This window comes from Pontibacter virosus (genome assembly GCF_003096355.1).
Classification (GTDB): domain Bacteria; phylum Bacteroidota; class Bacteroidia; order Cytophagales; family Hymenobacteraceae; genus Pontibacter; species Pontibacter virosus.
In genome coordinates, this window is record NZ_QEKI01000002.1 from 440,786 (window position 1) to 465,601 (window position 24,816).

At 50.4% G+C, this 24,816-nt stretch carries 18 protein-coding genes and 1 tRNA gene; 9 read left to right on the forward strand and 10 right to left on the reverse strand.

Annotated features, from left to right (window positions below):
- Nucleotides 1–89 precede the first annotated feature (89 nt).
- The 7 genes from dnaJ to C8E01_RS05030 all read right to left on the reverse strand — a co-directional run bounded on the left by dnaJ (nucleotide 90) and on the right by C8E01_RS05030 (nucleotide 7,837).
- Complete coding sequence (gene dnaJ, locus C8E01_RS05000) at nucleotides 90–1,238, reverse strand: molecular chaperone DnaJ (protein ID WP_116542246.1); 1,149 nt, start codon at nucleotides 1,236–1,238, stop codon at nucleotides 90–92.
- Nucleotides 1,239–1,241: 3 nt separating this feature from the next.
- Nucleotides 1,242–1,808, reverse strand: a complete 567-nt coding sequence (locus C8E01_RS05005; RefSeq protein ID WP_101446118.1) for a nucleotide exchange factor GrpE — start codon at nucleotides 1,806–1,808, stop codon at nucleotides 1,242–1,244.
- Nucleotides 1,809–1,975: 167 nt separating this feature from the next.
- Entirely contained in the window at nucleotides 1,976–2,968 is a 993-nt protein-coding gene (gene obgE, locus C8E01_RS05010) for a GTPase ObgE (RefSeq protein WP_116542247.1), read from the reverse strand.
- Between the two features lie 111 nt (nucleotides 2,969–3,079).
- Nucleotides 3,080–3,670, reverse strand: coding sequence for an adenylate kinase (locus tag C8E01_RS05015; protein ID WP_101446122.1), 591 nt, complete (start codon nucleotides 3,668–3,670; stop codon nucleotides 3,080–3,082).
- A 113-nt stretch (nucleotides 3,671–3,783) separates the two neighbouring features.
- Nucleotides 3,784–4,326, reverse strand: a complete 543-nt coding sequence (gene hpt / locus C8E01_RS05020; protein ID WP_116542248.1) for a hypoxanthine phosphoribosyltransferase — start codon at nucleotides 4,324–4,326, stop codon at nucleotides 3,784–3,786.
- Nucleotides 4,327–4,424: 98 nt separating this feature from the next.
- A complete protein-coding gene (locus C8E01_RS05025) occupies nucleotides 4,425–6,671 on the reverse strand; it encodes a sodium-translocating pyrophosphatase (RefSeq protein ID WP_116542249.1) in 2,247 nt (748 codons plus the stop codon).
- Nucleotides 6,672–6,922: 251 nt separating this feature from the next.
- Nucleotides 6,923–7,837: a M20/M25/M40 family metallo-hydrolase gene (locus C8E01_RS05030; protein ID WP_116542250.1), complete on the reverse strand. Its 915-nt coding sequence runs from the start codon at nucleotides 7,835–7,837 to the stop codon at nucleotides 6,923–6,925.
- Between the two features lie 110 nt (nucleotides 7,838–7,947).
- Here C8E01_RS05030 and C8E01_RS05035 point away from each other — a divergent pair, with 110 nt between their 5' ends.
- On the forward strand, nucleotides 7,948–9,192 hold the full coding sequence (locus C8E01_RS05035; RefSeq protein WP_116542251.1) for a tetratricopeptide repeat protein: 1,245 nt from the start codon (nucleotides 7,948–7,950) through the stop codon (nucleotides 9,190–9,192).
- Between the two features lie 90 nt (nucleotides 9,193–9,282).
- On the opposite strand, the gene C8E01_RS05040 is transcribed toward C8E01_RS05035, so the two are convergent.
- Together C8E01_RS05040 and C8E01_RS05045 are read right to left on the reverse strand one after the other, a co-directional pair.
- A complete protein-coding gene (locus tag C8E01_RS05040; protein ID WP_116542252.1) occupies nucleotides 9,283–10,248 on the reverse strand; it encodes a UDP-glucuronic acid decarboxylase family protein in 966 nt (321 codons plus the stop codon).
- Between the two features lies 1 nt (nucleotide 10,249).
- Nucleotides 10,250–11,602 (reverse strand): UDP-glucose dehydrogenase family protein, encoded by a 1,353-nt coding sequence (locus C8E01_RS05045; RefSeq protein ID WP_116542253.1) that lies wholly within the window; start codon nucleotides 11,600–11,602, stop codon nucleotides 10,250–10,252.
- Between the two features lie 584 nt (nucleotides 11,603–12,186).
- Between C8E01_RS05045 and C8E01_RS05050 the strand changes: the two genes are divergently transcribed.
- Both C8E01_RS05050 and C8E01_RS05055 read left to right on the forward strand, forming a co-directional pair.
- Nucleotides 12,187–13,086, forward strand: coding sequence for an alpha/beta fold hydrolase (locus tag C8E01_RS05050; RefSeq protein ID WP_116542254.1), 900 nt, complete (start codon nucleotides 12,187–12,189; stop codon nucleotides 13,084–13,086).
- 17 nt (nucleotides 13,087–13,103) lie between these two features.
- Nucleotides 13,104–13,349: a hypothetical protein gene (locus C8E01_RS05055; protein ID WP_116542255.1), complete on the forward strand. Its 246-nt coding sequence runs from the start codon at nucleotides 13,104–13,106 to the stop codon at nucleotides 13,347–13,349.
- Between the two features lie 79 nt (nucleotides 13,350–13,428).
- On the opposite strand, the gene C8E01_RS05060 is transcribed toward C8E01_RS05055, so the two are convergent.
- The gene (locus C8E01_RS05060) at nucleotides 13,429–14,832 is read right to left on the reverse strand and encodes an FAD-binding oxidoreductase (RefSeq protein WP_116542256.1); all 1,404 of its coding nucleotides are present in this window, start codon (nucleotides 14,830–14,832) and stop codon (nucleotides 13,429–13,431) included.
- A 72-nt stretch (nucleotides 14,833–14,904) separates the two neighbouring features.
- On the opposite strand from C8E01_RS05060, the gene C8E01_RS05065 reads away from it, so the two are divergent.
- The 6 genes from C8E01_RS05065 to C8E01_RS05090 all read left to right on the forward strand — a co-directional run bounded on the left by C8E01_RS05065 (nucleotide 14,905) and on the right by C8E01_RS05090 (nucleotide 24,809).
- Entirely contained in the window at nucleotides 14,905–15,543 is a 639-nt protein-coding gene (locus tag C8E01_RS05065; protein WP_243409435.1) for a C40 family peptidase, read from the forward strand.
- 321 nt (nucleotides 15,544–15,864) lie between these two features.
- The gene (locus C8E01_RS05070) at nucleotides 15,865–19,011 is read left to right on the forward strand and encodes a TonB-dependent receptor (RefSeq protein WP_243409436.1); all 3,147 of its coding nucleotides are present in this window, start codon (nucleotides 15,865–15,867) and stop codon (nucleotides 19,009–19,011) included.
- 237 nt (nucleotides 19,012–19,248) lie between these two features.
- Nucleotides 19,249–22,518: a TonB-dependent receptor gene (locus C8E01_RS05075; RefSeq protein WP_165820565.1), complete on the forward strand. Its 3,270-nt coding sequence runs from the start codon at nucleotides 19,249–19,251 to the stop codon at nucleotides 22,516–22,518.
- A gap of 118 nt (nucleotides 22,519–22,636) precedes the next feature.
- Nucleotides 22,637–22,710: transfer RNA gene (locus tag C8E01_RS05080), tRNA-Ala, on the forward strand.
- A 437-nt stretch (nucleotides 22,711–23,147) separates the two neighbouring features.
- A complete protein-coding gene (locus C8E01_RS05085; RefSeq protein ID WP_133242721.1) occupies nucleotides 23,148–23,951 on the forward strand; it encodes a HipA family kinase in 804 nt (267 codons plus the stop codon).
- A 27-nt stretch (nucleotides 23,952–23,978) separates the two neighbouring features.
- Entirely contained in the window at nucleotides 23,979–24,809 is an 831-nt protein-coding gene (locus C8E01_RS05090; protein WP_165820566.1) for a hypothetical protein, read from the forward strand.
- Nucleotides 24,810–24,816 lie beyond the last annotated feature (7 nt).

Below are 24,816 nucleotides of genomic sequence, written 5' to 3' on the forward strand. Positions count from 1 at the left end.
AAATACGGGTGCTGCGGTTTAGTAGCAACAAAAAAGCCTGCCTTCTCTACTGAAAAGGCAGGCTTTTTTTTATCTAGCCATTGACTGGCTTACTGAAAATAGTCTTTCACTTTCTCGAAGAAGCCTTTGTCGCTCTTGCCCGGGTGCGGTGCAAAGTTGTTGGAATCTCGCAAACGTTCCAGTGTGGCACGTTCGTCGCTGCTCAGCGTTTTCGGCGTCCACACGTTGATGTGGATCAGCTGATCGCCTTTGCCATAGCCGTTGATGTCTTTCACGCCTTTGCCACGCAGTCTGAAGATCTCACCGCTCTGTGTACCCGGCTTTATAGTGATCTTTACACGGCCACCGATGGTTGGCACTTCGATATCTGAACCAAGCGCAGCGTCAATAAAGCTGATGTACTGGTCGAATATCACGTTGTTACCGTCGCGCTTCAGGCTTGGGTGCTCTTCTTCTTCAATCTGAATCAGCAGGTCGCCCGGCACACCGCCACGCTCCGGCACGTTGCCTTTGCCGCTCATTGACAGCTGCATGCCATCCATTACGCCAGCCGGCACGTTGATCGTTATCACCTCTTCCTGCAGCTCGCGTCCGCTACCGTGGCAGGCCTCGCAGTTTTTGGTTACAATGCGGCCTTCGCCGTTACAGGTAGGACACGTTGCCGTGCTCACCATCTGGCCCAGCATGGTGTTCACCACTTTGCGCACCTGACCCGAGCCCTGGCAAGAGCCACAGGTCTGCATATCGGTGCCGTTCTTAGCGCCGTTGCCGCCGCAAGTGCCACATGCAACGTAGCGCTTTACTTTTATCTTCTTCTCAACGCCATTGGCAATTTCCTCGAGGTTGAGTTTTAGCTTAATGCGCAGGTTACTGCCTTTGCGGGTACGTCGGCCACCCTGACGGCCAGCGCCACCAAAGAAGCTTTCGAAGCCACCGCCGCCGCCACCGAAGATATCGCCGAATTGGGAGAAAATATCCTCCATGTTCATGCCGCCTCCACCGCCGAAGCCGCCGTTCATGCCCTGATGGCCGAACTGGTCGTAGCGCTGGCGTTTCTGCTGGTCGCTCAGCACTTCATAGGCCTCAGCCGCCTCCTTAAACTTTTCTTCCGCCGTGTGGTCGTCGGGGTTTTTGTCGGGGTGAAACTTAATGGCGAGCTTACGGTAAGCCTTCTTGATCTCCTCCTGACTTGCTCCTTTGCTTACACCTAAAACCTCGTAATAATCTCTCTTAGCCATTGATTAAGCTCCTATTATAACTTTCGCGAAACGGATCACCTTGTCATTCAAGGTATAGCCTTTCTCGATCACGTCTACTATTTTGCCTTTCAGCTCTTCTGACGGAGCCGGGATCTGGGTAACAGCTTCATGGAAGTCGCTGTCAAAGTCATCGCCTGTGTTGATTACGATCGGCTTCAAACCTTTAAGCTGCGTAACGTGCTTCAGCTTGTGGAACACCAACTCCAGCCCCTGCAACATTGCATCCACGTCTTTAGTTGCCTCCATCGACTGGCGGGCACGCTCCATATCATCCAGCACAGGCAACAACTCGCTCATCAGGTCTTCGTTGGCTGTTTTAAGCAAATCCATACGCTCCTTGGCTGTTCGGCGTCTGAAGTTCTCGAACTCAGCCATCAGGCGGATGTATTTGTCTTTCATCTCTGCCAGTTCGGCTTCGGCTTTGGTCTCAGCGCCAGTCTCGTTTACTGTCTCCTCCGTCTGCTCCTGTCCGTTATTTTCTTCCGTATTGGCAGTGTTATCCTGTAGTTCTGCGTTTTCCTGCTCTTTCTGAATATCTTTCTCTGACATAATGCCTTAAGAATTATAGGTTGATAGGTCTATTTTGTCTTTTCAATTGTCTTGCCAATTCTGGTTTTGTGTCAGATTGGCATTTGTTTAATAGTTGCACCTCAAAAAAAATCGGTAGCAAGCCCTGCAGCCGCTACCGATGTGTATTCTTAAACTGGCTGACGTGGTTACGAATTAAGCGCTGACCAGATCATGTCCTTCAGTTGCGTCAGGTTCTTTTGCGTCATGCTCGAGATGAACACAGCCGGAATGTCCTTTGGCAATGTCTCACGCATTTCAGCCTCCAGCTCGTCATCGATCATATCGGTTTTGGTGATGGCCAGAATGCGTTTCTTGTCGAGTAGCTCCGGATTGTAGGTTTCCAACTCGTGTACCAGTATTTTATACTCCTCGGCAATGTCCGGACTATCGCACGAGATCATGAACAGCAGCATGGAGTTACGCTCGATGTGGCGCAGGAAGCGCAGTCCAAGGCCTTTTCCTTCTGATGCACCCTCGATGATACCCGGAATATCGGCCATTACAAAAGACCGGTAATCGCGGTAGGCTACCACTCCTAGGTTAGGCTCCAGCGTCGTGAAGGCGTAATTGGCGATCTTTGGCTTGGCCGCCGACACCACCGACAGCAAAGTTGACTTACCAGCATTCGGGAAACCCACCAGACCGACATCGGCCAGTAGTTTCAGCTCCAGAATCACCCATTCTTCTATACCTGGCTCGCCTGGCTGGGCATAACGCGGTGTCTGGTTGGTAGGCGACTTAAAGTGCGCGTTGCCCAGTCCGCCACGACCGCCCGGCGTCAGGATGATCTCCTGTCCGTCTTCGGTAATCTCGCACATAAACTCGCCGGTCTCAGCGTTGCGGGCAATTGTTCCAAGTGGAACCTCCAGCACATCGTCTTTGCCCTGCGCACCAGAGGAGTGGCTCGGACCGCCGTTCTGGCCATTTTCGGCAATTACGTGCTTGCGGTACTGCAGGTGCAGCAAAGTCCACAGCTGGGCATTGCCACGGAGGATGATATGGCCACCTCTGCCCCCGTCGCCGCCGTCAGGACCGCCCATAGCGGTGCGTTTGTCGCGGTGCAGGTGCGCTGAGCCAGCGCCACCGTGTCCGGAGCGGGAACAGATTTTTACGTAATCAATAAAGTTGGATTGGGCCAATGTAGGTAATGCTAACAGGTATAAATTATAAGGTATAAGCAAGTACGGAGCGTTTGAGTTCCGGCCTGCTTATACCTCTTGTAGTCAATAGTTGAAAAACCGCTCGAAAAGCTATTTCTTCTGCTTCTCTTTCAGGTTGTCGATGTGCGCGCAGATGTTGTTGAAGATTTCGTCAATTTCACCGATGCCATCCACAGAGTAGAATTTGTCCTGGCCGGCATAGTAGTCGGCAACCGGCGTGGTTTTGGTGTTGTACTCGACTACACGCTTGCGAATCAGCTCTTCGTTCTGGTCGTCGGGACGGCCGGAGGTCTGACCACGCAGCAAGAGGCGCTTCGTCAGCTCTTCGTCATCCACTTTCAAGGCAATCATGCAGGAGATCTCAGTGCCAAGGTCCATCAGCAGTTTGTCCAGGCCCTGTGCCTGCGGCACGGTGCGCGGAAATCCGTCGAAGATAAACCCGCCCGCATGCTTGTTCTCTTTCACTTTGTTTGCGATCATGCCAATCACCACTTCATCGGGCACCAACAGTCCATTGTCCATCAGCGATTTGGCTTTCATACCCAGTTCAGTGCCGGCGGCAATTTCAGAGCGCAGCAAATCACCCGTTGACAGGTGTATCAGGTTATACTTGTCTATCAGCTTTTGGCTTTGTGTACCTTTACCAGCACCTGGAGGGCCAAACAAAACGATGTTGAGCATATCTTTGATTTATGATAAAAAACAAATTTAAGTATAAAATCGATGTACTGTTCAATATTTTTTGAGATGCGCCAAATCATGGGCGACTGCTTTCAACGCAACCAGCTCCCTGGCTACGACACGATTTTGTAGATATCGCGCAGGTTGCGGCCCAGCCCGTTATAATCAAGCCCGTAGCCTACTACAAAGTCGTTTGGTATAGACTGCGCCACATATTTCACGTCAAGTTGGTGCTGCAGGCACTCGGGCTTCATGAGCAGGGTCACGATTTCGATGGAAGCAGGGGCTTTTTCACGCAGTTGCTGCAGTAGTGCGTGAACGGTATGCCCGGTATCCACGATGTCCTCAATGATCAGCACATCGCGTCCTTCTATATTCTCGGTCAGGCCCAGCACCTCCTTCACGCGGCCGGTGCTCTGCATGTCCTGGTAAGACGACATGCGGATAAAGGAGATCTCACAAGGTATGCTGATGCGCTTCATCAGATCGGCTGTGAACATGAACGACCCGTTCAGCACGGCCAGAAAGAGTGGGTTTTTACCAGCGTAGTCCTGCTCAATTTGCTCTGCGAGCATCACAATGCGTGCAATAATTTCTTCTTCGTACATGTAGGTACTGAAGTCACAATCGTGAATCGTGATTGTACGGGGCTCCATATAGCGTATTGGTCTTGTTGGTAAACAAAGGTACGGATAATAAAAAATAAGCCCAACCGAAAGGATGGGCTTATTTATACTTATGGATATAGTATTCTTTATCTGGAAGTTAATCCGGCAATCACGACCGTATTCTCCGCGTTAAGGACTTGGCCTGTTGCTGGTGCCTCCTGCTGTATCTCCATATTCAGGTTTGGTTCCTCAGGTATAGCCGGGGTTCGCTCCGTGGCTATGTGCGGCGCAATTACCAGCGACACGATTGACATGAGCTTGATGAGGATGTTCATCGAAGGGCCGGAAGTATCTTTGAATGGGTCGCCCACGGTGTCGCCGGTTACGGAAGCTTTGTGGGCATCAGAGCCTTTGTACTCCATCTTGCCATTAATCTCCACGCCTTTCTCAAACGACTTCTTGGCATTGTCCCAGGCACCGCCGGCGTTTGACTGGAACATCGCCATCAGCACACCCGACACGGTTACACCAGCCAGCAAGCCGCCCAGAATTTCGGCAGAAGGGGTATCGGCGAACACACCTCTGAAACCGAAGCCCACCAATACCGGCACGATCAGGGCAATGGCACCTGGCAGCATCATTTCGCGGATGGCGGCTTTGGTTGAAATTGCCACGCATTTCTCGTACTCCGGCTGACCGGTACCTTCCATTATACCCGGAATTTCGCGGAACTGGCGACGCACCTCATGCACCATCGCCATAGCTGCCCGACCCACCGCCGAAATAGCCAGCGCCGAGAAAATAAACGGAATCATGGCACCGATAAAGAGGCCGGCCAGCACAGGCGCCTTGTACAGGTCAATGGACTCAATGCCGGCTATACCTACGAAAGCGGCAAACAGAGCAAGGGATGTAAGTGCGGCAGAGGCGATCGCGAAGCCTTTACCGGTAGCGGCAGTGGTGTTACCCACAGCGTCCAGAATATCGGTACGACCACGCACTTCTTTCGGTAGTTCGCTCATCTCGGCTATACCTCCGGCGTTATCAGCAATCGGGCCGAAGGCATCGATGGCTAGCTGCATGGCCGTAGTGGCCATCATACCAGCCGCCGCAATGGCCACACCGTAAAGGCCGGCAGAAGCGTACGAAAGCACAATACCAGCGGCCAGTACAATAATCGGCAACACCGTGGAGTGCATACCTACCGCCAAGCCGGCGATGATGTTGGTTGCATGCCCCGTAGAGGATTGCTGCACGATCGAATTAACGGGCTTTTTGCCCATAGCCGTGTAATACTCCGTGATAATACTCATGAGCGTGCCTACCACCAGACCTACGATCACGGCAATGAACACACCGTTAGAGGTAAACTCAAAGTTGCGCAGGTTCATGTTCTCCGGCAGCATCCAGTGGATGGCGAAGTAAGCACCAACTGCAGTCAGCGCAACAGAAATCCAGTTACCCAGGTTGAGGGCACCCTGCACGTCGCCACCTTCTTTCACCCGGATGAACAGCATACCGATGAGCGAGAAGATGATACCCAGACCGGCAATGAACATCGGCAGGATGATCGGGGCCATACCACCGAAATTATCTTCCGAAACCACTTCGCGGCCCAGTACCATAGTGGCCAAAATAGTTGCCACATAAGACCCGAAAAGGTCAGCACCCATACCTGCCACGTCGCCTACGTTGTCGCCCACGTTGTCGGCAATGGTAGCGGGATTGCGCGGATCGTCCTCCGGTATACCTGCCTCTACTTTACCCACCAGGTCGGCACCTACGTCGGCAGCTTTGGTATAGATACCACCGCCCACACGTGCGAAAAGCGCGATACTTTCAGCGCCCAGCGAGAAGCCGGTGAGCACCTCCAGGGCTACTTCCATTTCATGCCCGTTCACGCTGCCGTTCACACTCTGCACAAAAAAGTAGTAAAGGACAATGAAGAGCGAGCCCAGGCCCAGCACCGCCAGACCAGCCACGCCCATGCCCATTACCGAACCACCGGCAAACGACACGCTGAGGGCACGCGACAAGCTATTGCGGGCTGCTTCCGCCGTGCGCACATTGGCCTTGGTAGCAATGCGCATACCGATAAAACCGGCGATGGCTGAAAAAAGCGCCCCCATGATGAAGGCCAATACAATTGTCCAGTGCGATTTTTCACCGGTATAGCCCAGATAAAAGAGAAATATACTGGCAATGACTACAAAGTAAAAAAGCACTTTATACTCAGCCTTCAAGAAAGCCATGGCGCCATCAGCTATGTGACGGGCGATCTCCGTCATGCGCTCGTTGCCTGCTGCTTGCTTTGTTACCCAGGCCGACCTTATAAAGGTATAAATGAGGGCCGCCAGACCAAATCCAGGAATTGCGTAAAGAATAGGTTCCATTCAGTAAGAGTTAGTTTTGTAAATAAGGGTTGAGATTCTGAAATTGCTATATATAGCTATTAAAGAAAGCTTATTCGTTTGACTTTTCCAAATATTTACTTCCAAAGACCTAGAACCAAGACATAAGGTATAGCACTAGAGTTAAGTCATTTGCGTCGGGTGTCCCACTTCCACGCTATCTGCACCGTTGTAGACAAACAAAAAAGGCTGTCTATACCTGACAGCCTTCTCATATTATCAAACAATTTATATCATAACTTCGCCATCAACTCCTTATACAGTGCTACCATGCTCTCGATGTCTTTCTTGTTCACAATTTCATTGGGCGTATGTACATTGTCCTCGGGAGCGCCGACAAAGCACCAGTCCCAGGGGTATGGTCCGTGTTGCAACTCCTTGGCATCGCTGCCGCCTGAACCTTCTACTTCCAACTGATAAGGTATACCGGAGGCCTTGGCTATACCTATGATTTTCTCGACATAAGATCGGCGGGGTATCAGACTGTCGCGCATGGAGATTGCTACGCCCTCTCCTGGCTTTACTCCCTCCGTCACCCAGGTGATATCGGAAATAAGTGCCTGGTGCACACCGTAACGCTCCGAAATATACTTGGCCAGATATGCTACCGATCCTCCTCCATGTTCTTCCCAACTACTAAACGCAATGATGCCATCCTCCAGAGTCTCAGCGACTTTTAAAACACTCCACACGCCCAGCCGATTATCGAGGTAACAGGATTGCACCGTTTCTTCCGTTTCCCGAAAATCGCATTTGAACACAAGTTCCGTTCCCCGGTCTATCTCGCGTTCGTACCTGTAACTGATATCGCCTTCCTCTTCATCAAACTCCAGCGTACATTCTATTTTCCCTTGCGAGTCCTCCCCCACCAGCGTATAGCCGGTTTCCAGGTCAGGTCCGCCGATCTTTACCAGCTGTTTGCCATAGCGCACGGTGAATCCAATGGAGTCTATGTGCGCAAAAACCACCGTCCTGGGCTTACCGAATATTAACAAAATACAATCCTGAAAACCCTCTCCATGAATTACAACAGGTTGCTGTTTCCACTGAACTTTCTGTTCCTCAATGTAGTTAAGCAGAAAATCGGATAGCTTTTTTTCGTTGCCGGACGGTGCGTGTATGCTGCAGAGTTGTTTCAGAAGTTTCATGCAATATTTATTTTGTATCAATTCAAAATTAATATAATTGTTGTACTTTTATTACCTGTTCTCCAGATAAGGGGTTATTTGCACGGCACTCCGGACTTTTCTTTTGACCTATGAAGAAGATTGTACTTGCGTTTCTCGGTATCATCCTGACTAACTTTGCTTTTGGGCAAGGTTCTAAGGCGCAATCCGATACATCCATCAGAGAAGTAACCATACAATCAGTAGAGGTGATTCCAGCGGCCGGCAATATCAAGGGTATGCTGCTCATGGACAAAGACATCCAGTACGAACTGGAGGGGGCCGTGGACAACATGTACAATTTTAAGTACGAGCTAGCCGAAAAGCAATTCAAATCCCTGCGCCGCCGTTATCCGCATCACCCGCTCCCCTATTTTCTGATGGGCCTCAGTCAATGGTGGAAAATCGTGCCTACCAACATTCAAACTTTGGAGTATGATGACCTGTTTTTCGCTTACATGGATTCTACTATCCAGAAAGCTGAAAAGCTATATGACCAGAATAACAAGGACTACGAAGCAGCTTTCTTTTTATCGGCTGCCAATGGCTTTGCCGGCCGTCTGCATTCTGAGCGCAGCAACTGGCGCAAAGCGACTGTTGCCAGCAAGCGGTCCCTGGAATACCTTGAGAAAGCAAAAGCCGGTAACGGCCTGAGTCCTGAGTTTCTTTTCGGGGAGGCGCTCTTTAACTACTACTCCATCTGGATCCATGAAAACTATAAAATGCTGCGCCCCGTGCTGGCATTTTTCCCGAGCGGTGATAAGCGACTGGGTATAAAACAGCTGCGCTACGTAGCCAACAATGGTTTCTATACCGGTACAGAGGCGAAGTTCTTTTTGATGAAGATATACGCCAATGAAGAGGGGAACATGGAAGCGGCGCTTGATCTGGTAAAAGGACTCGTAGAGAAATATCCTAACAATGCCTATTTCCAGCGTTTCTATGCACGTGCGCTTTTTGTGCAGGGCCACTTCACCATGGCAGAGCGGGTATGTCTCGATATTCTGAGCAAGCTCGATCGGCGTATGCCGGGCTACGAAGCTGTTAGTGGACGCTATGCCTCCTACATCCTGGCCTACATCAACCAGAACAAGTACCGCGATTTCCAGAAGGCAAAAGCATATTACCAGAACTCCATTACATTCGCTGAAATGAGCAATGAGCGTGATTCCGGTTATTTTGTCAATTCTTATTTAAACCTTGCCCGCATTGCCAAGCAGGAGCGCGAGCTGAAAACAGCGAAGCATTATTATGGTATTGTACTGGAGGCTACCGACAAGAAACATGCAGCTAATAAAGAGGCAAAAGATTTTATGAAGTCACATAAGAAGATCTAAGCTCCTCTAACCACGAGCTTCTTCTACCTTAAACACAAAGCCCTGACAGCGAAACTGTCAGGGCTTTGTGTTTTATGACTCGTTTGGTGCCTAGTTTACCATACGCTCGGCTGGCACTTTCACTTTCTCTTTAAAGTACTCAAGCGTTCTCTGCAGTCCCTCGGCACGGTCCACTTTCGGCTCCCAGCCCAGCACCTCTCTGGCCTTGCTGATGTCCGGCTGGCGCTTCTGCGGGTCGTCGGTCGGCAGCGGCTGGTACTCGATGTTGAGCTCCACGCCCGTGAGCTTGCAGATTTCCTCGGCAAACTGCTTGATGGTGATCTCGGACGGGTTACCGATGTTGACCGGCATGTGGTAGTCGCTCAGCAGCAGGCGGTAGATGCCCTCCACCAGGTCGTCCACATAGCAGAAGGATCGCGTCTGGCTGCCGTCGCCGAAGATGCTCAGCGGCTCGCCGCGCAGGGCCTGGCTTAGGAAGGCAGGCAGCACGCGGCCGTCGTCGAGGCGCATGCGCGGCCCGTAGGTGTTGAAGATGCGCACGATGCGCGTCTCCAGCCCGTGGTGCATCTGGTAGGCCATGGTCATGGCCTCCTGAAAGCGCTTGGCCTCGTCGTAGCAGCCGCGCGGCCCCACCGGGTTCACGTTGCCCCAGTAGTCCTCGCTCTGCGGGTGCACCAGCGGGTCGCCGTACACCTCCGAGGTGGAGGCGATCAGCATGCGGGCCTTCTTGGCCATGGCCAGGCCCAGCAGGTTGTGCGTGCCCAGCGAACCCACCTTCAGCGTCTGGATCGGAATCTTGAGATAGTCGATCGGGCTGGCCGGCGAGGCGAAGTGCAGGATGTAGTCCAGCTTGCCTGGCACGTGCACAAACTTGGACACGTCGTGGTGGTAGAACTCGAACTGCTCGAGCTTGAAGAGGTGCTCGATGTTCTCGAGGTTGCCGGTGATCAGGTTATCCATCGCGATCACGTGGTAACCCTCGGCTATGAATCTGTCGCACAGGTGGGAACCGAGAAAGCCGGCGCCGCCTGTAACCAATACTCTTTTTCTGGCCATGCTATACGGTTGCTTTAGTTTGTTGGGCCACCTGGGCCTGCTTGACGCCGATGCCGAAGTAGGTAAAGCCCTTCTCCTCCATCTCGCGGGCGTCGTAGATGTTTCTTCCGTCGAAGACAACCTTCTCCTTCATCAGCTTGTTGACCACCGCGAAGTTAGGGGAGCGGAACTCGGGCCACTCGGTCACCAGCAGCAGCGCGTCGGCGTCGATCAGGGTCTCGTACTCGTCCTTGCCGTACTCGATGCGCTCGCCGAGCGAGTGCGCGGCCTCCTTCATGGCCACCGGGTCGTAGGCCTTCACCCTGGCGCCCTGCTCGAGCAGCTTCTCGATGATCACCAATGACGGTGCCTCGCGCATGTCGTCGGTCTTCGGTTTGAAGGAGAGCCCCCACACGGCGAAGGTCTTGCCCGAAAGATCGCCCGAGAAGTAGTTCATCACCTTGTTGAAGAGCACCGACTTCTGCTTCTCGTTCACCGTCTCCACCGACTTCAATACCTCCATGGAGTAGCCGTTCTCGGAGGCCGTCTTGATCAGCGCCTTTACGTCCTTGGGGAAGCAGGAGCCGCCGTAGCCGATGCCCGGGTAGATGAACTTGTTGCCGATGCGGGCGTCCGAGCCGATGCCCTTGCGCACCATGTTCACGTCGGCGCCCATGATCTCGCACAGGTTGGCGATGTCGTTCATGAACGAGATCTTGGTGGCCAGCATGGCGTTGGCCGCGTACTTGGTCATCTCCGCTGACGGGATGTCCATGAAGATCAGCGGGTGGCCGTTCATCAGAAAGGGCTTGTAGAGCTTGGCCATCACCTGCTCGGCGCGCTCGGAGTCCACGCCCACCACGATGCGGTCGGGCTTGAGGAAGTCGTCGATGGCGGCCCCCTCCTTCAAAAACTCGGGGTTGGAGGCCACGTCGAAGGCGATGTCGGCGCCGCGGGCCTCGAGCTCCTCTCGGATGGCGCGGCGCACCTTGGCGGCCGTGCCCACCGGCACGGTGCTCTTGGTCACCACCACCAGGTAGTCGGTCATGGAGCGGCCGATCTCGCGGGCCACGGCCAGCACGTACTTCAAGTCGGCCGAGCCGTCCTCGCCCGGAGGCGTGCCCACGGCGATGAAGGCCACCTGGCAGCCCTGCACGCTCTCGGCAAGGTTAGTGGAGAAGCTAAGGCGCTCCTTCTGGGAGTTACGCAGCACCATCTCCTCCAAACCGGGCTCGTAGATGGGCAGGATGCCCTGCTTGAGGTTGTCTATCTTCTTGGAGTCGATGTCGATGCAGGTCACGTCGATGCCTACCTCGGCAAAGCAGGTGCCCGTCACCAGGCCCACGTAACCGGTGCCAACTACAGCTATTCTCATAGGTAAATGTTATTAATGAAGTACAAACTTAGAGTTTTTTAAAATAATCAATATGCAGTCTCAACAATCTTGCCCGCATGTCATTGCTGCCTTTTCCCATAACTACATCCTCTTAAATCGAGATATCCGCTATTTCAGAAAGTGACAATTAATGTGGTTAACGCTTAATTATTGATAAAAATGTAAATAACCAAACAGTGATGTTCCCCATGAAACACACGTTGTTGAAAAGACAAAATTAAACATTTTATAAGAAGGATTTGAATTTGATCACTTAACTATGACCTTTTTGCTGCTCGGTAATCTGATTTTGTAGCAGCACCTGTCCTTCAAAATACCGCGAACCGGCGACTTGTCTTACTTTGTTCAGCAAAAAAGAGTTGCGGTAAATCATCAAAAATTAAAATAAATCAATAGAGTTTTCTTTTGACCGACAGCCTGTGTTGCTGTGCCTTATACTTTCCTGATGTCCCTGGTGCCTTATTTCGGTTAATTTAAAACCGCAGGACATATTTTTACTTTTCTCTACAACCTGAGTTCCTGTCTCAAGTATAGATGAGGGTAGCTAACACCCTGAGTCACCTATGAAACCAGACTGGCTGGACACCAAAGAATATCCCTTCAAATCCAAATTCCTGGAATTAGAAGCCGGCAAGATGCATTACATCGATGAGGGACAAGGTCACCCGATCGTTATGATTCACGGTACGCCTTCCTGGTCCTTTGCCTACCGAAACCTGATCAAGCTCCTGAGCAAAAAATACCGCTGCGTGGCACTAGACCTGATCGGCTTTGGCCTGTCAGACAAACCCAAGGACTGGAGTTACAAGCCGAGAGCCCATGCTGCCAACTTTGAGCAGCTAATGGCCCACCTTGGGTTGAGTGAAATCACCCTGCTGGTACATGACTTTGGTGCGCCAATTGGCCTGGCCTATGCCATCAAATATCCCGAAAATGTACGGAGCATTGTGATGCTCAATACCTGGACCTGGTCCCTGTCTAACCACCAGGTCTTTTCGAAGGCCAGCAAGTACCTGGTTGGCCCGCTTGGCAAGTTTCTGCACTCCAAACTCAACCTCACAACGGACCAGCTGGTGCATGAGCTATTCGGACAGGAAAGCAATATGCCGGAAAAGCTGAAAGACCAGTACACCCATGCACTTGGTGACCCTGACGATACGGTTAGTTCGCTGGCCTGTGCCCGGGAGTTGGTGGGCGTAAGCAAATGGTATGACGAATTGTGGAAAGAGCGCAAAAAGATTCAGGATATTCCGACCCTCATACTATGGGGTGAGCGGGACAAGCTTGTTAAGATAGAGGCGCTGCAGCGCTGGAAAAAATTTTTCCACGAGTGCTATGTGCTGCACTTTGAGGACAGCGGACATTTTTTGATGGAAGAGCATGCCGATGAGGTGGCGCAGTACGTTAGTAATTTTATAAAAGAGGAAGACAAGAAAAAGGAGAAGACCTTACACAACACCTAAACCTAAAAAGAGCAATTATGACGGAACCCGATAAAAACCTAAACGATGCCTTGTTTCGCAGTCACCTGGCGACAGAAAAGGACAACCATGACCAGAGCGAGCTTTATAACATGAGTACAGGCCAGCACAAGGGAGAGCAGCATGAAAATGCAGTGCCTGAGCTGCGTGAGTCACCACGACACCTGTTACAGTCGTGGGATACGTTGCGACAGTTGGACGAGGCCTTGGCAGACAAAAAGCCAGACCATGACCCTAAATCCTGATAAATACCGAAAGCCAGGGTATACCTTGGTCTTATACCTATAAAAAGCGGCAGCCATTGTATGACTGCCGCTTTCATTTTTAGAAGATCTTACCAGGGTTCAGTATACCTTTCGGATCGAAGAGCTGCTTTATCCCTTGCATCAGCCTAAGTTGCACTTCGCTCAGGGCTATGCCTATATAAGGCCGCTGCACCAGCCCGATGCCGTGCTCGCCGGAAATGGTGCCTCCCAACGAGACACACAATCTGAAAATTTCCTTTATCCCTTCAGGCAGCTTGTTGTTCCAGTCATTGTCTGACATATCACCCTTTACAATGTTGATGTGCAGGTTTCCGTCGCCAGCATGCCCATAGCAAACTGACTTGAACTTATACCTCTCCCCTATTTCCTTTACACCCCGAAGCAACACAGGCAGCTCGGCGCGGGGCACTACCGTGTCCTCTTCTTTGTAAACTGAATTGCTTTTGACGGCATGGCCTACGCTGCGGCGTAGGCGCCAGAGGTCTTCTTTCTGTTTTTCGGTGTCAGCAACGAGTATGTCGCCTACATCAAAGGTCTCCAGCACTTCGTACACCCGCTCCGCATCTTTGTACAGCAGGTCCATGTCGTTGCCGTCGAGCTCAATGAGCAGGTGGGCGCGTTCATCAGCTGCCATGGGTACCTCCAGGCCCAGGTAGCGGCAGGCCCACTCAATGGCTTCCCGCTCCATGAACTCCAGCGCAGAGGGCACTATACCTGCTGTAAATATTTTGGATACGGCAGCGGCAGCCTCCTCTTCTTTCCGGAAAGGGACCAACAGCACCAGGTTTTGTGTCGGGTACGGTATAAGCTTGAAGACAATTTTGGTGATGATTCCCAGTGTGCCCTCGCTCCCGACCATCAGCTGGGTTAGGTTATACCCTGTGGCATTCTTGAGGACGTTGGCCCCAGTCCAGGTGATCTCGCCCGTAGGCAGTACCACTTCCAGATTTAACACATAGTCTTTGGTGACGCCATATTTCACTGCCCTTGGCCCGCCGGAGGACTCACTCAGGTTACCCCCTAACTGGCAACTACCACGACTGGAGGGGTCAGGTGGGTAAAAAAGTCCTCGCGAGATCACGGCTTCCTGGAATACCTGCGTGATCACGCCAGGCTCCACGGTGGCCTGAAGATTACGCTCGTCAATCGAGATGATGGCATTGAGCCGCTCCATGGATAGTACGACACCCCCATGCACAGCCAAAGCCCCGCCACTCAGCCCGGTACCGGCGCCACGAGGCGTAACAGGTATAGCATTTTCGTAGCACAGTCGCATAATACGACTGATTTCTTCTGCGTTCTTAGGTTTTAGCACCACTTCAGGCAGGTAGCGAAGGTCCTCCGTTTCATCGTGGGTATAGCGCACCATACCTTCCCGGTCAGCGGGCAACACCAGGTACTCTTGCCCCACGATGGTAGCGAAAGCTTCTACCAGATTGGGGGTTATCTTATTGAAATTCATTTTATATTAAATAGCTTATGCTTAATTTAGCAAGCTCTACAAAATTTTAGCCACTAATTACCAAGTTACGCTTTGAGAACATCAATTACCAATTACCTGTTATTTATCTTTTTCATTGGCTTGATGGCTTCCTGCCAGTCAGCCAAGCCTACATTCAGTAAGCGTGGCGAAACTTACAAGTCGGCCAGAGAGATAGCCGAGGAGAAGCGACAGGCCCGTAAACAAGCCAGAATTGCGGCCCGAAGTGGTGGAAAAGGCAAGGTCGCCTCCAAAGAGCGCACCAGTCGCACCAACGTGCCCAACCCGAGGCGCCTCGACGAGAACGTGGCTACTGTTATCCAGACTGCCCGGTCCTATACAGGTACTCCTTATAAGTGGGGCGGCACCACGCGTGTAGGGATGGACTGCTCCGGCCTGCTGTGCACCTCTTTCCAGAGCATCAACGTGAACCTTCCCCGCACATCGGAGGAGCAGAGCCGCTTTGGCAAGACCGTAAAGGTGCGAGAACTAAAAGAAGGGGACCTCGTGTTCTTTGGGGCCAACAAGTACAGCAGGGAGATCACACACGTAGGTATGGTGACGGAAGTGGTTAACGATAACGAAGTCAGATTCATACATGCCTCCACTAGCCTGGGTGTGATAGAAAACAACCTGAACTCTGATTACTGGCAAAAGATCTTCATCAAAGCGGTACGGCCCTTTGACGAATAAGTCTTTCCAGAGATCGTGTAAATTTCCATGCAAGTACTTTTCCAGCACTGAATTGTTCACGGTATAATTCTATGTCTTGCCAATATGGGTATACCTGGGTTTAGCTGTGGCGTGCGCTATACCTATGGTGAATACGGCAGGGGCTATACCTGAGCCAAGGGAACAGGCTTCACTATATAACAAGTATGTACTAATCTTGCACTGGCTCAAAATTTCAAACTAAAAAGGAGATAAAATACTCATACATACGTACTTATAAGAAGTTATATTTTTTCAATTTAGCTTATAAGTATTATGAGGACTATTTACACAAAGTTGCTTGTGACTCTACTGCTGCTGCTTAGCGGCCACTTGGTGTGGGCACAGGGTACGACAACTGCGGCCATGAACGGCGTGGTGCAGGACCAGAACGGTTCCCCGCTGCCAGGCGCAACAGTTATTGCGGTCCACACGCCTACAAACACGCAGTATGTAGCCGCCACCAATGCAGAAGGCCGCTACAACATCCAGAACATGCGCGTAGGTGGCCCCTACACAGTAAGAACCTCCTACGTTGGCTACCAAGAGCAGCGCTTCGACAACATTAACCTGACGCTCGGCCAGAACTTCAGACTCGACCTGACCATCTCAGAAAGCACAACCACCCTCGGCGAGGTGCAGATCACCGCTACTCAGGACAAAGTCATCAACTCTGACAGAACGGGTGCCGCCACCAACGTATCCACAGAACAGCTGGAATCCCTTCCCACCATCAGCCGCAGCCTGAATGACTTTACCCGCATCACACCACAGGCCACTACCTCCGGAGCAGGCATCTCGTTTGCAGGTCAGAATAACCGCTTTAACAACTTCTCGATAGACGGCACTGTGAACAACGACGTGTTCGGACTCTCGGCCAGCGGTACTAACGGCGGACAAACCGGCGTGCAACCCATTTCGCTAGATGCCATCGAGGCGATTCAGGTGGTGATTGCCCCATTCGATGTGAGACAAAGCGGCTTTACCGGAGGCGGTATCAATGCCATTACACGCAGTGGGTCTAACCGGTTTACGGGGTCTGCTTATTATTTCGGCAACAACGAAGATTTGGTGGGTAAAAGTCCTGACGATGCCCGAACCCGCTTGCCGGACTTCACAGATTACCAGATGGGCTTGCGATTAGGCGGTCCGATCATCCGCGACAAGCTGTTCTTCTTCGTGAATGGCGAAAAAACTAAAAGAGTGGCTCCACTCCTGTTTGAACCCGGAAGCGCCGGCTCTAACATCACAGTGGACGAAGCCAACCGTGTGCTGAGTGTCGCCAATAGACTAGGCTACGACCCGGGTAGCTTCAGTGGGATAGACGATGAAACGCTGAGCGACAAGATCTTTGCCCGACTCGATTGGAACATCACCGATAAGCACCAACTCACACTCCGCCACAGTTATGTGTATGGCGAGAACATTGACAACTCCCGCACCCCGAACGCCCTCCGTTTTGCCAACAACGCCGAATTTTTCCCCAGCACAACCAACTCCAGCGTATTGCAACTGCGCAGTCAGTTTGGCGGGCAGTACGCCAACGAGGCCCTGATCGGATTCACCGCTGTGCGCGACGACCGCGATATCATTGGCGATCCTTTCCCAAGCGTCCTGGTTCGTTTGTCAGGTGGCCGCACCATTTCGCTGGGCAGTGAGCCCTTTTCTGCCCAAAACCAACTTGACCAGGACGTGCTCACCATCACCAACAACTTCAACGCATTTTTGGGTAAGCACACGATCACGCTGGGAACACACAACGAGTTTTACAAAACCTACAACCTGTTCATCCGGCAGGAGTTCGGGGCTTATGAATACAACTCGCTGGAAGCTTTTGAAGCAATTGGCACTGCCGACGAGACTGCACCCGGGGCCTTTTTCCGTAACTACTCCCGCACCGATAACCGCCAGCAGGGTGCTGAGTTCTCTGCTTTCCAACTCGGTTTCTATGCGCAGGACGAGTACGCCGTACGCAACAACTTAAAACTAACGGCAGGTATACGCCTCGACATCCCGACCTTTAATGACGAGCCTGCCGTCAACGCAGAGTTCAACGAGGCATTTGCCAGCAGGGGCCTGGCGACGGACAAGACGCCGGGCGCTCAATTTATGCTGTCGCCCCGTGTGGGCGTAAACTGGGATGTAATGGACGATGGCAATACGCAGGTGCGGGGTGGAGCCGGGGTCTTTACGGGTAGAGCGCCGTTTGTGTGGATAGCAAATCAGTACACCAATACAGGGCAAATGCTCGGCAGCCTTGCGCTTACCTCTGGTCCGTTGCTGGAGCAGATCCGCTTTAACCCAAACCCCAACACCCAACCGACTGCCACTGCAGTGGGCTTGTCAGACAGAACGGCTGAGATCAACATCACCGATCCTGATTTTAAGTTTCCGCAGCTGTTCCGGATCAATGCAGCCATTGACCAACGCCTTCCTTTCGACCTCGTGGCGACACTGGAAGGTATATACTCCAAAAACCTGAACAACATCTACTACCAGAACCTGAACCTGGAGCAGACCGGCACACTGGCAGGGGCAGACAACCGTCCTGTGTATGGTCGCATTCAGGGTAACAACTTTCAGGACATCATCTACCTGACAAACACCAGCCGCGGTTTTGGCTATAGTTTGACGGGTCAGCTGCAGAAGACGTTTGTGGAGAACGGTATTTCGGGTTCGCTGGCCTATACCTATTCCAGAGCCAAGGATGTGAACCCCGGCAACTCCAGCCAGGCACGGTCTAACTGGATAAACGTCAACCAGGTAGAGGGCCTGAATACCGTAAGAGAAGCTTTTGCCGACAACGATGTACGGTCGAGGGTGGTAGCGGGCCTTACGTATAACTTGAATTACCTGGGCTTCGCAGGCACAACTATTTCCGCCTTCTACAACGGACAGACAGGGGTACCGCTCTCTTACATCTACAACGGTGACGTGAACAACGATGCTGGCCGAACCAATGACCTGATCTATATCCCGGGCAATGCCTCAGAGATAAACCTGGTGCCTTATACCGATCGGGATGGGAACGTATTTTCGTCTGAGCAGCAATGGCAGGCGCTGGATGCCTTTATTAGCGGAAATGACTACCTGAGCGACAGACGGGGACAGTATGCCGAGCGCAACGGGGACAGACTGCCCTGGACGAACCAGGTTGACTTGCGTTTGATGCAGGATTTCAGGATAGGACAGGAAGATAACGCGCACAGGCTGCAGCTGACCCTCGATGTTTTCAATTTCACCAACCTGCTCAACAAGGACTGGGGCCGTCAGTACACAGCTACTTTCAACGCTTTTCAGGCCATTGACTTTGTAGGCTACGAGCTTGGCACCACCACACCCCGTTTCAACTATACCGGACGCGGACTGACGGATGGCGACCCCTACTTTGTAAATGATTTTTCGTCGCGCTGGAGAGCCCAGTTTGGTATTCGATACATTTTCAATTAAAAATAAACTGCCTCCTATTTTAATTGATTGCCAAAAAGAAAGGCAGAGCCACATTGCTATGCCTTTCTTTTTGGCAATCAGTGTTTAAACGGACAGTTAGATTGCAATTTACAATAATTTATTGTTGCTAAAAAGCAAGTAACACAAGACAAATTATTAATAATAATTTAATCTGTAAGTAGTTGCATTTCGGAATATAGCCTCTAATTTTGCAGGCAAAAATCAATCAATCTTTTTATGAAAAAGTTATTACTATCAACACTGCTTTTGTTGCTGTGCGTGGTTACTATGCACGCCCAGGTGACAACAAGTAGTATTACCGGATCCGTTAAGGATTCAAAAGGTGAAGCTTTGATCGGGGCAACCGTAAGAGCGACGCACGGTCCTTCTGGCACCACGTACGGTGGTGTAACGAACGTAGAAGGTCGTTTTAACGTCCCTAACGTTCGCGTTGGTGGTCCTTACACCGTCGAGGTAAGCTACATTGGCTACGAGCCAAAAGTTTACAGCAACATTTCATTGAGTCTGGGTGTTCCTTACCAGCTTGATGCCACTATGGCTGACTCAGGTCAGGAGCTCCAGGAAGTAATCGTTAGCACCGACCGCTCTTCAGTGTTCAACGCTAACAAAACAGGTGCCGCTACAAACGTAGGTATACAGCAGCTGGAGAAACTTCCTACAATCAACAGAAGTGTGACAGACTTTACCCGTCTGACGCCACAGGCCAACGGTAACGGCTTTGCCGGCCGCGATGGTCGTTTCAACAACCTTCAGGTAGACGGTGCCAACTTCAACAATGGCTTCGGTCTTAGCTCAAACCCGCTTCCAGGTGGTAACTCTCAGCCAATCTCTCTTGACGCGATCGAAGAGGTTCAGGTAAACATCGCTCCTTACGACGTACGTCAGTCAGGCTTTACTGGTGCCGGCATCAACGCTGTAACGCGTAGCGGTACAAACGAATTCTCTGGTTCTGCTTATACCTTCTACAGAAACCAGGATTTCAACGGTAGAAAAGTTGGTGACAACGAGCTGCCAGAGCAGACAGAAAGAAAGAACCAAATCTTCGGTGCCCGTATTGGCGGTCCGATCATCAAAAACAAATTGTTCTTCTTCGCTAACTTCGAGCACGAAAACGAAACGTATCCTGGTGTAAACTGGGTAGCTTCCCGTCCAGGCCTTACTGGCCCTAACGTATCCAGAACTACTGCAGAAGACCTGGAGCGCGTTCGTCAGCACCTGATCACTAAATACGGTTACGACCCAGGTGCTTATGAGAACTACGCGAACGAGTTCAACAACAAAAATACTAAGTTCTTGACGCGTATCGACTGGAACATCAGCGACATGCACAAGTTCACGCTTCGTTACAACCAGGTAGTAGGTACTAGCGACCAGACAGTAAACGCCAGTTCTGCTCCTAACCCACGTGCCAGCTCTGCCCGTATCGGTCAGAACGCCCTTTCTTTCGCTGGTTCTAACTACGGTTTCGAAAACACAGTACGTTCGGTAACAGCTGAATTGAACAGCACCATCTCTTCAGTGCTTTCTAACCAGTTCCTGGCTACTTACAGCCGCATTCAGGACACACGTACATCTCCAAGCAGCATCTTCCCATTCGTTGACATCTGGAAAGATGGTGACCAGTACATGAACTTCGGCTACGAACTGTTCACGTATAACAACGACGTGATCAACAACAACTACTCTTTCATCAACAACGTTTCTTACATGCTGGGTAAGCACAACCTGACTGGTGGTGCTAGCTTTGAAGTACAGAACTTCGGTAACAGCTACCAGCGTTACGGTACTTCTTACTACCGTTATGCTTCTGTTGATGATTTCATCAATGATGCCCGTCCGTTGCAGTACGGCCTGACTTACCCTTACGAAGGTCAGGATCCATATTCCCGCATCAACTTTGGTATGGCTGGTTTGTATGTACAGGATAAATTCGCTGCCACTGATCGTCTGAACCTGACAATGGGTGTGCGTGCTGAACTTCCGATTTACATGAACGATTTGACTGCTAACTCGTCAATCGACAACCTGACACTGCTTGACACAGACGGAAACCCAACAACTTACTCTAGCGGTGAGTGGCCTAAGGCAAAAGTTCTTTTGTCGCCACGTATCGGTTTCAACTACGACCTGCTGGAAGACCGTTCACTGTCACTTCGTGGTGGTACAGGTATCTTCTCTGGCCGTATTCCTTTTGTGTGGTTGACTAACATGCCAACTAACGCTGGTGTGATCCAGAACGTATTGGAAGGTGTTCCTTCTAGCGCCCTTGACGTGATCCGTTTCCAGCCTGAGCGTCTCTACTGGTTAGAGAATGGCCCATCTAGCGTGTTCATCCGTCAGCCTAACGCCGGTGCTCCTGGTAGCTTCGCTTTGGTTGACCGTGAGTTCAAAATGCCACAGGTATGGAGAAGCAGCTTGGGTGCTGACTACACGATCCCTGGTACGCCACTCGTAGCTACTGCTGACGTGCTTTACACAAAAGACCTGGTAGGTGTTTACCAGTTCAACGCCAACAGAAAGCCTGCTACGCAGCAGCTGAACAACAACGGCGACAACCGTGACTTCTGGAACGGTTCTTCTAACGCTCAGTACACTACTGCCACGCGTGAGGCCATCGTACTGTCTAACACAGATAAAGGTCACTCCCTGTCAGCAACAGCTGGTCTGTCAGTTAACTCTAGAACAGGCTTCTTCGGCTCTGCTTTCTATACCTACACGCAAGCGAAAGACATCACTGGCAACCCAGGTTCAAACGCTGGTTCTGCCTGGTCTAACAACTACTCTATCAACGATCCGAACGAATTGCTGATGGGTATTTCTCAGTTTGCAACTCCTCACCGTGTAATAGCAAACGCTTCTTACCGTCTGGAGTACGCTAACCGTTTGGCTACTACAGTATCCCTGTTTTACCAAGGTGCTGCTCAGGGCCGTTTCTCTTACATCTACAACGGTGACGTGAACAGAGACGGTATCAGCAACGACCTACTTTGGATCCCAACCAGCTCTGCTGAAATGAACTTCGCTCCTATCATGAGCAACGGTCAGGTAGTGTTTACAGCTGATCAGCAGCGCCAGGCTTTTGATACATTCGTAGCTAACCAGGGCTTAACAAGAGGTGCTTACGCTGAGCGTAACGATGGCTTGATGCCATGGTTGAACCAGTTTGACTTCAGATTGCTGCAGGACATCTTCGGTAACGTTGGTGGCAAGCGCAACACACTGCAGTTGAGCGTTGACGTAAACAACATCGGTAACATGCTGAACTCTGCATGGGGTGTAAGACAGCAGCTGAACGGTGGTTCTAACTTCCACTACCAGCTGTTGAGAGTTGCTTCAGTATCTGCTGACGGCGTACCTACTTACAACATGATCACTGTACGTGACAATGATGGCAACTCATTCCTGCCAGACTCTCCTTTCCGTGAGAACTTCAGCTTGTCTAGTACATGGAGCATGCAGCTTGGTCTGCGCTACATCTTCAACTAAGCAGAATTAACTTATACATAAAAAAGGCGGGACAAATGTCCCGCCTTTTTTATTTTCAAATTCTAACGTTTCAGCTTTTGCATATTCAAAATTTGTTCTAATTTTGTGACACTCAAACGGGGGATTAGCTCAGCTGGCTAGAGCGCTTGCATGGCATGCAAGAGGTCATCGGTTCGACTCCGATATTCTCCACTGATAATCAAGCACTTACAAGGTAAAACTGGTAAGTGCTTTTTTTTGTGCATACGATTTGCATACAAGTACTCTCTACACCTCTTCTTTGAAATCAGCATCTGGCTGCTAACTTATCTAAAATTATTTTCCTCTACTGCTTGGCACAAGTGGCATTTGTGGCACAAGCGGCACAAATTTTCGGTACTTTACATTGATATATTTTAATATTATCATAGCTTGCGGAAATACACAATCTGTGAAGATTGCTAGCCATATCAAATCTCTAAAGTATATATTAGGGATAAGCTATCACTAGGCAAGAAATAGCCGGCATACTCCTAAAGGATGTAGTGATACCATAATCTGTGCCTTGGCATTGATCAAGGCAAGCATTAGGATTAATGGCATGGCGTAATTAGAAAATAAACGATAAAGGAATAAACTCTCGAAAAAATTTGTTACCTCTATACAAAGCAGTTTCCCTTATCAACCCAGTAATGGGAGGCGGTTCGACTCGCCCTTGGCTGGTCACGGTAAAGACTCCATATGGGTTTGACAGCTATGTACTGAAACTATTCAGTTCCAAAGACACATCGCAGCTCCCATACCTCAACAAAGAGGTGTTTGCTGCCACGATTGCAGAGGAGTTGGAAATTCCGACACCACCACCAGCTTTGATAGAGCTTGACCGTAACTTCATAGCTACTTTGGGGGAGGCAGAGCGGGAAAGGGTAAATATGTTAGACCGCAATATTGTGTTTGGCTGCCAGTTTCAAGACGGATACAACGAATTTGGGGCGGCATTCAATCCAAAGAGCTTTGGATTCGTACATGCACAAACAATTTTTGCATTCGACGTTTTTATTAGGAACTTTGACCGCAGAAGGGTCAAACCGAATCTTTTGGTAACAAATAATGACTATATGTGCATTGATCACGATAAGTCATTGGAGATTAGCAAGACATTCGACGAGTACCTCAACCTTGATGGATGGGGGGTATTTGCAAACGATGGAGACACAGGACATCTCTTCCACAGCCACTTAAAGTCTGAAAGGAAAAAAGGAAAAGCAGTGGATTTCTCGGAATTTCAGGAATTACTCAAGACATTCAACACGAGGGCACTGTCTGCTGCCGCAACTCGCTTAAATGAATTCTCGATAGAAACTGAGGACCATTACGAGATAGAGCATTACCTACAGGAGATAATTGTAGCAAAAGCGAAATTTTTTAAATTACTTAATCATTTAATAGGATAGATGGACGGCAAATTCCAATATAGCGTTTTGAAGTACCGCCACTCCTATGCCATAGGCGAGGTGGTAAACCTCGGCGTTCTCTTCCTATTCGAGGACGGCGAGATAGTTTTCTCATTCCCAACCAAGCTAGGCCGCCTGTCTCATATGTACAACTATGGCCTGTCTATAAATTTCATAAAGAAGACACTCACTGCATTCAAAACCAGAGCAAGCAAACTCACCAGGAGCAGTGACGAAATCAAAGGCCTGGAGGACAATCTACCTTATATAATTGGGCAGTACTTTTTGCCTGAGAACGCATCGTCTCTGTTCTTTAGTGACACCTGCAAGGGGGTATATGATGATAAGGCTGAGATAGTAAAATATTTCAGCAACTTCTATCTAGGCTGGTACGAAACTAGAACTGAAGAGAAAAAAGACGACAAGTACATTGTAGACCAAGTGAAGTCTTTCCTGAAACGAGAATATTCGCAGGAGGTAGAGAAAAAAATGAGGCTTGATTTGACGCTTTCTGACAGCAAACACTTGGTGTCAGAAAAATTTGAGTATGGCTGGCAGAACGGGACATTGAACCTGATTACGCCAATCAGCCTAGATTTGCAAAGCGAGCAGTATTATGAAACTAAAGCTCTCAAATGGAGAAGCTTGCTGGGTATGTTTAAGCCTGAAGCTGACTCTAAGGGTATCACTTTTGATATATTCGTGGCCAAACCGACGGAGAGAGACCTTTTCTCCAAATACGACAAAGCAATAAAGGTTATCATTGGCTCGGATGCCCCAATAAGAACATATGAAGAGGAAGAGTACGAAGATTACCTAGACCACGCAGCACAGACGGTTATAGGCCGTCAAGAATAATAGTATC

Bases quoted from the DNA above. Each gene is read 5' to 3' on its own strand.
- C8E01_RS05060 (WP_116542256.1), bottom strand. From the start codon at position 14,832: ATGAATTTCAATAAGATAACCCCCAATCTGGTAGAAGCTTTCGCTACC.
- C8E01_RS05075 (WP_165820565.1), top strand. From the start codon at position 19,249: ATGAAAAAGTTATTACTATCAACACTGCTTTTGTTGCTGTGCGTGGTT.
- C8E01_RS05035 (WP_116542251.1), top strand. From the start codon at position 7,948: ATGAAGAAGATTGTACTTGCGTTTCTCGGTATCATCCTGACTAACTTT.
- hpt (WP_116542248.1), bottom strand. From the start codon at position 4,326: ATGGAGCCCCGTACAATCACGATTCACGATTGTGACTTCAGTACCTAC.
- C8E01_RS05030 (WP_116542250.1), bottom strand. From the start codon at position 7,837: ATGAAACTTCTGAAACAACTCTGCAGCATACACGCACCGTCCGGCAAC.
- C8E01_RS05050 (WP_116542254.1), top strand. From the start codon at position 12,187: ATGAAACCAGACTGGCTGGACACCAAAGAATATCCCTTCAAATCCAAA.
- C8E01_RS05025 (WP_116542249.1), bottom strand. From the start codon at position 6,671: ATGGAACCTATTCTTTACGCAATTCCTGGATTTGGTCTGGCGGCCCTC.
- C8E01_RS05040 (WP_116542252.1), bottom strand. From the start codon at position 10,248: ATGGCCAGAAAAAGAGTATTGGTTACAGGCGGCGCCGGCTTTCTCGGT.
- C8E01_RS05055 (WP_116542255.1), top strand. From the start codon at position 13,104: ATGACGGAACCCGATAAAAACCTAAACGATGCCTTGTTTCGCAGTCAC.
- dnaJ (WP_116542246.1), bottom strand. From the start codon at position 1,238: ATGGCTAAGAGAGATTATTACGAGGTTTTAGGTGTAAGCAAAGGAGCA.
- C8E01_RS05045 (WP_116542253.1), bottom strand. From the start codon at position 11,602: ATGAGAATAGCTGTAGTTGGCACCGGTTACGTGGGCCTGGTGACGGGC.
- C8E01_RS05005 (WP_101446118.1), bottom strand. From the start codon at position 1,808: ATGTCAGAGAAAGATATTCAGAAAGAGCAGGAAAACGCAGAACTACAG.
- C8E01_RS05015 (WP_101446122.1), bottom strand. From the start codon at position 3,670: ATGCTCAACATCGTTTTGTTTGGCCCTCCAGGTGCTGGTAAAGGTACA.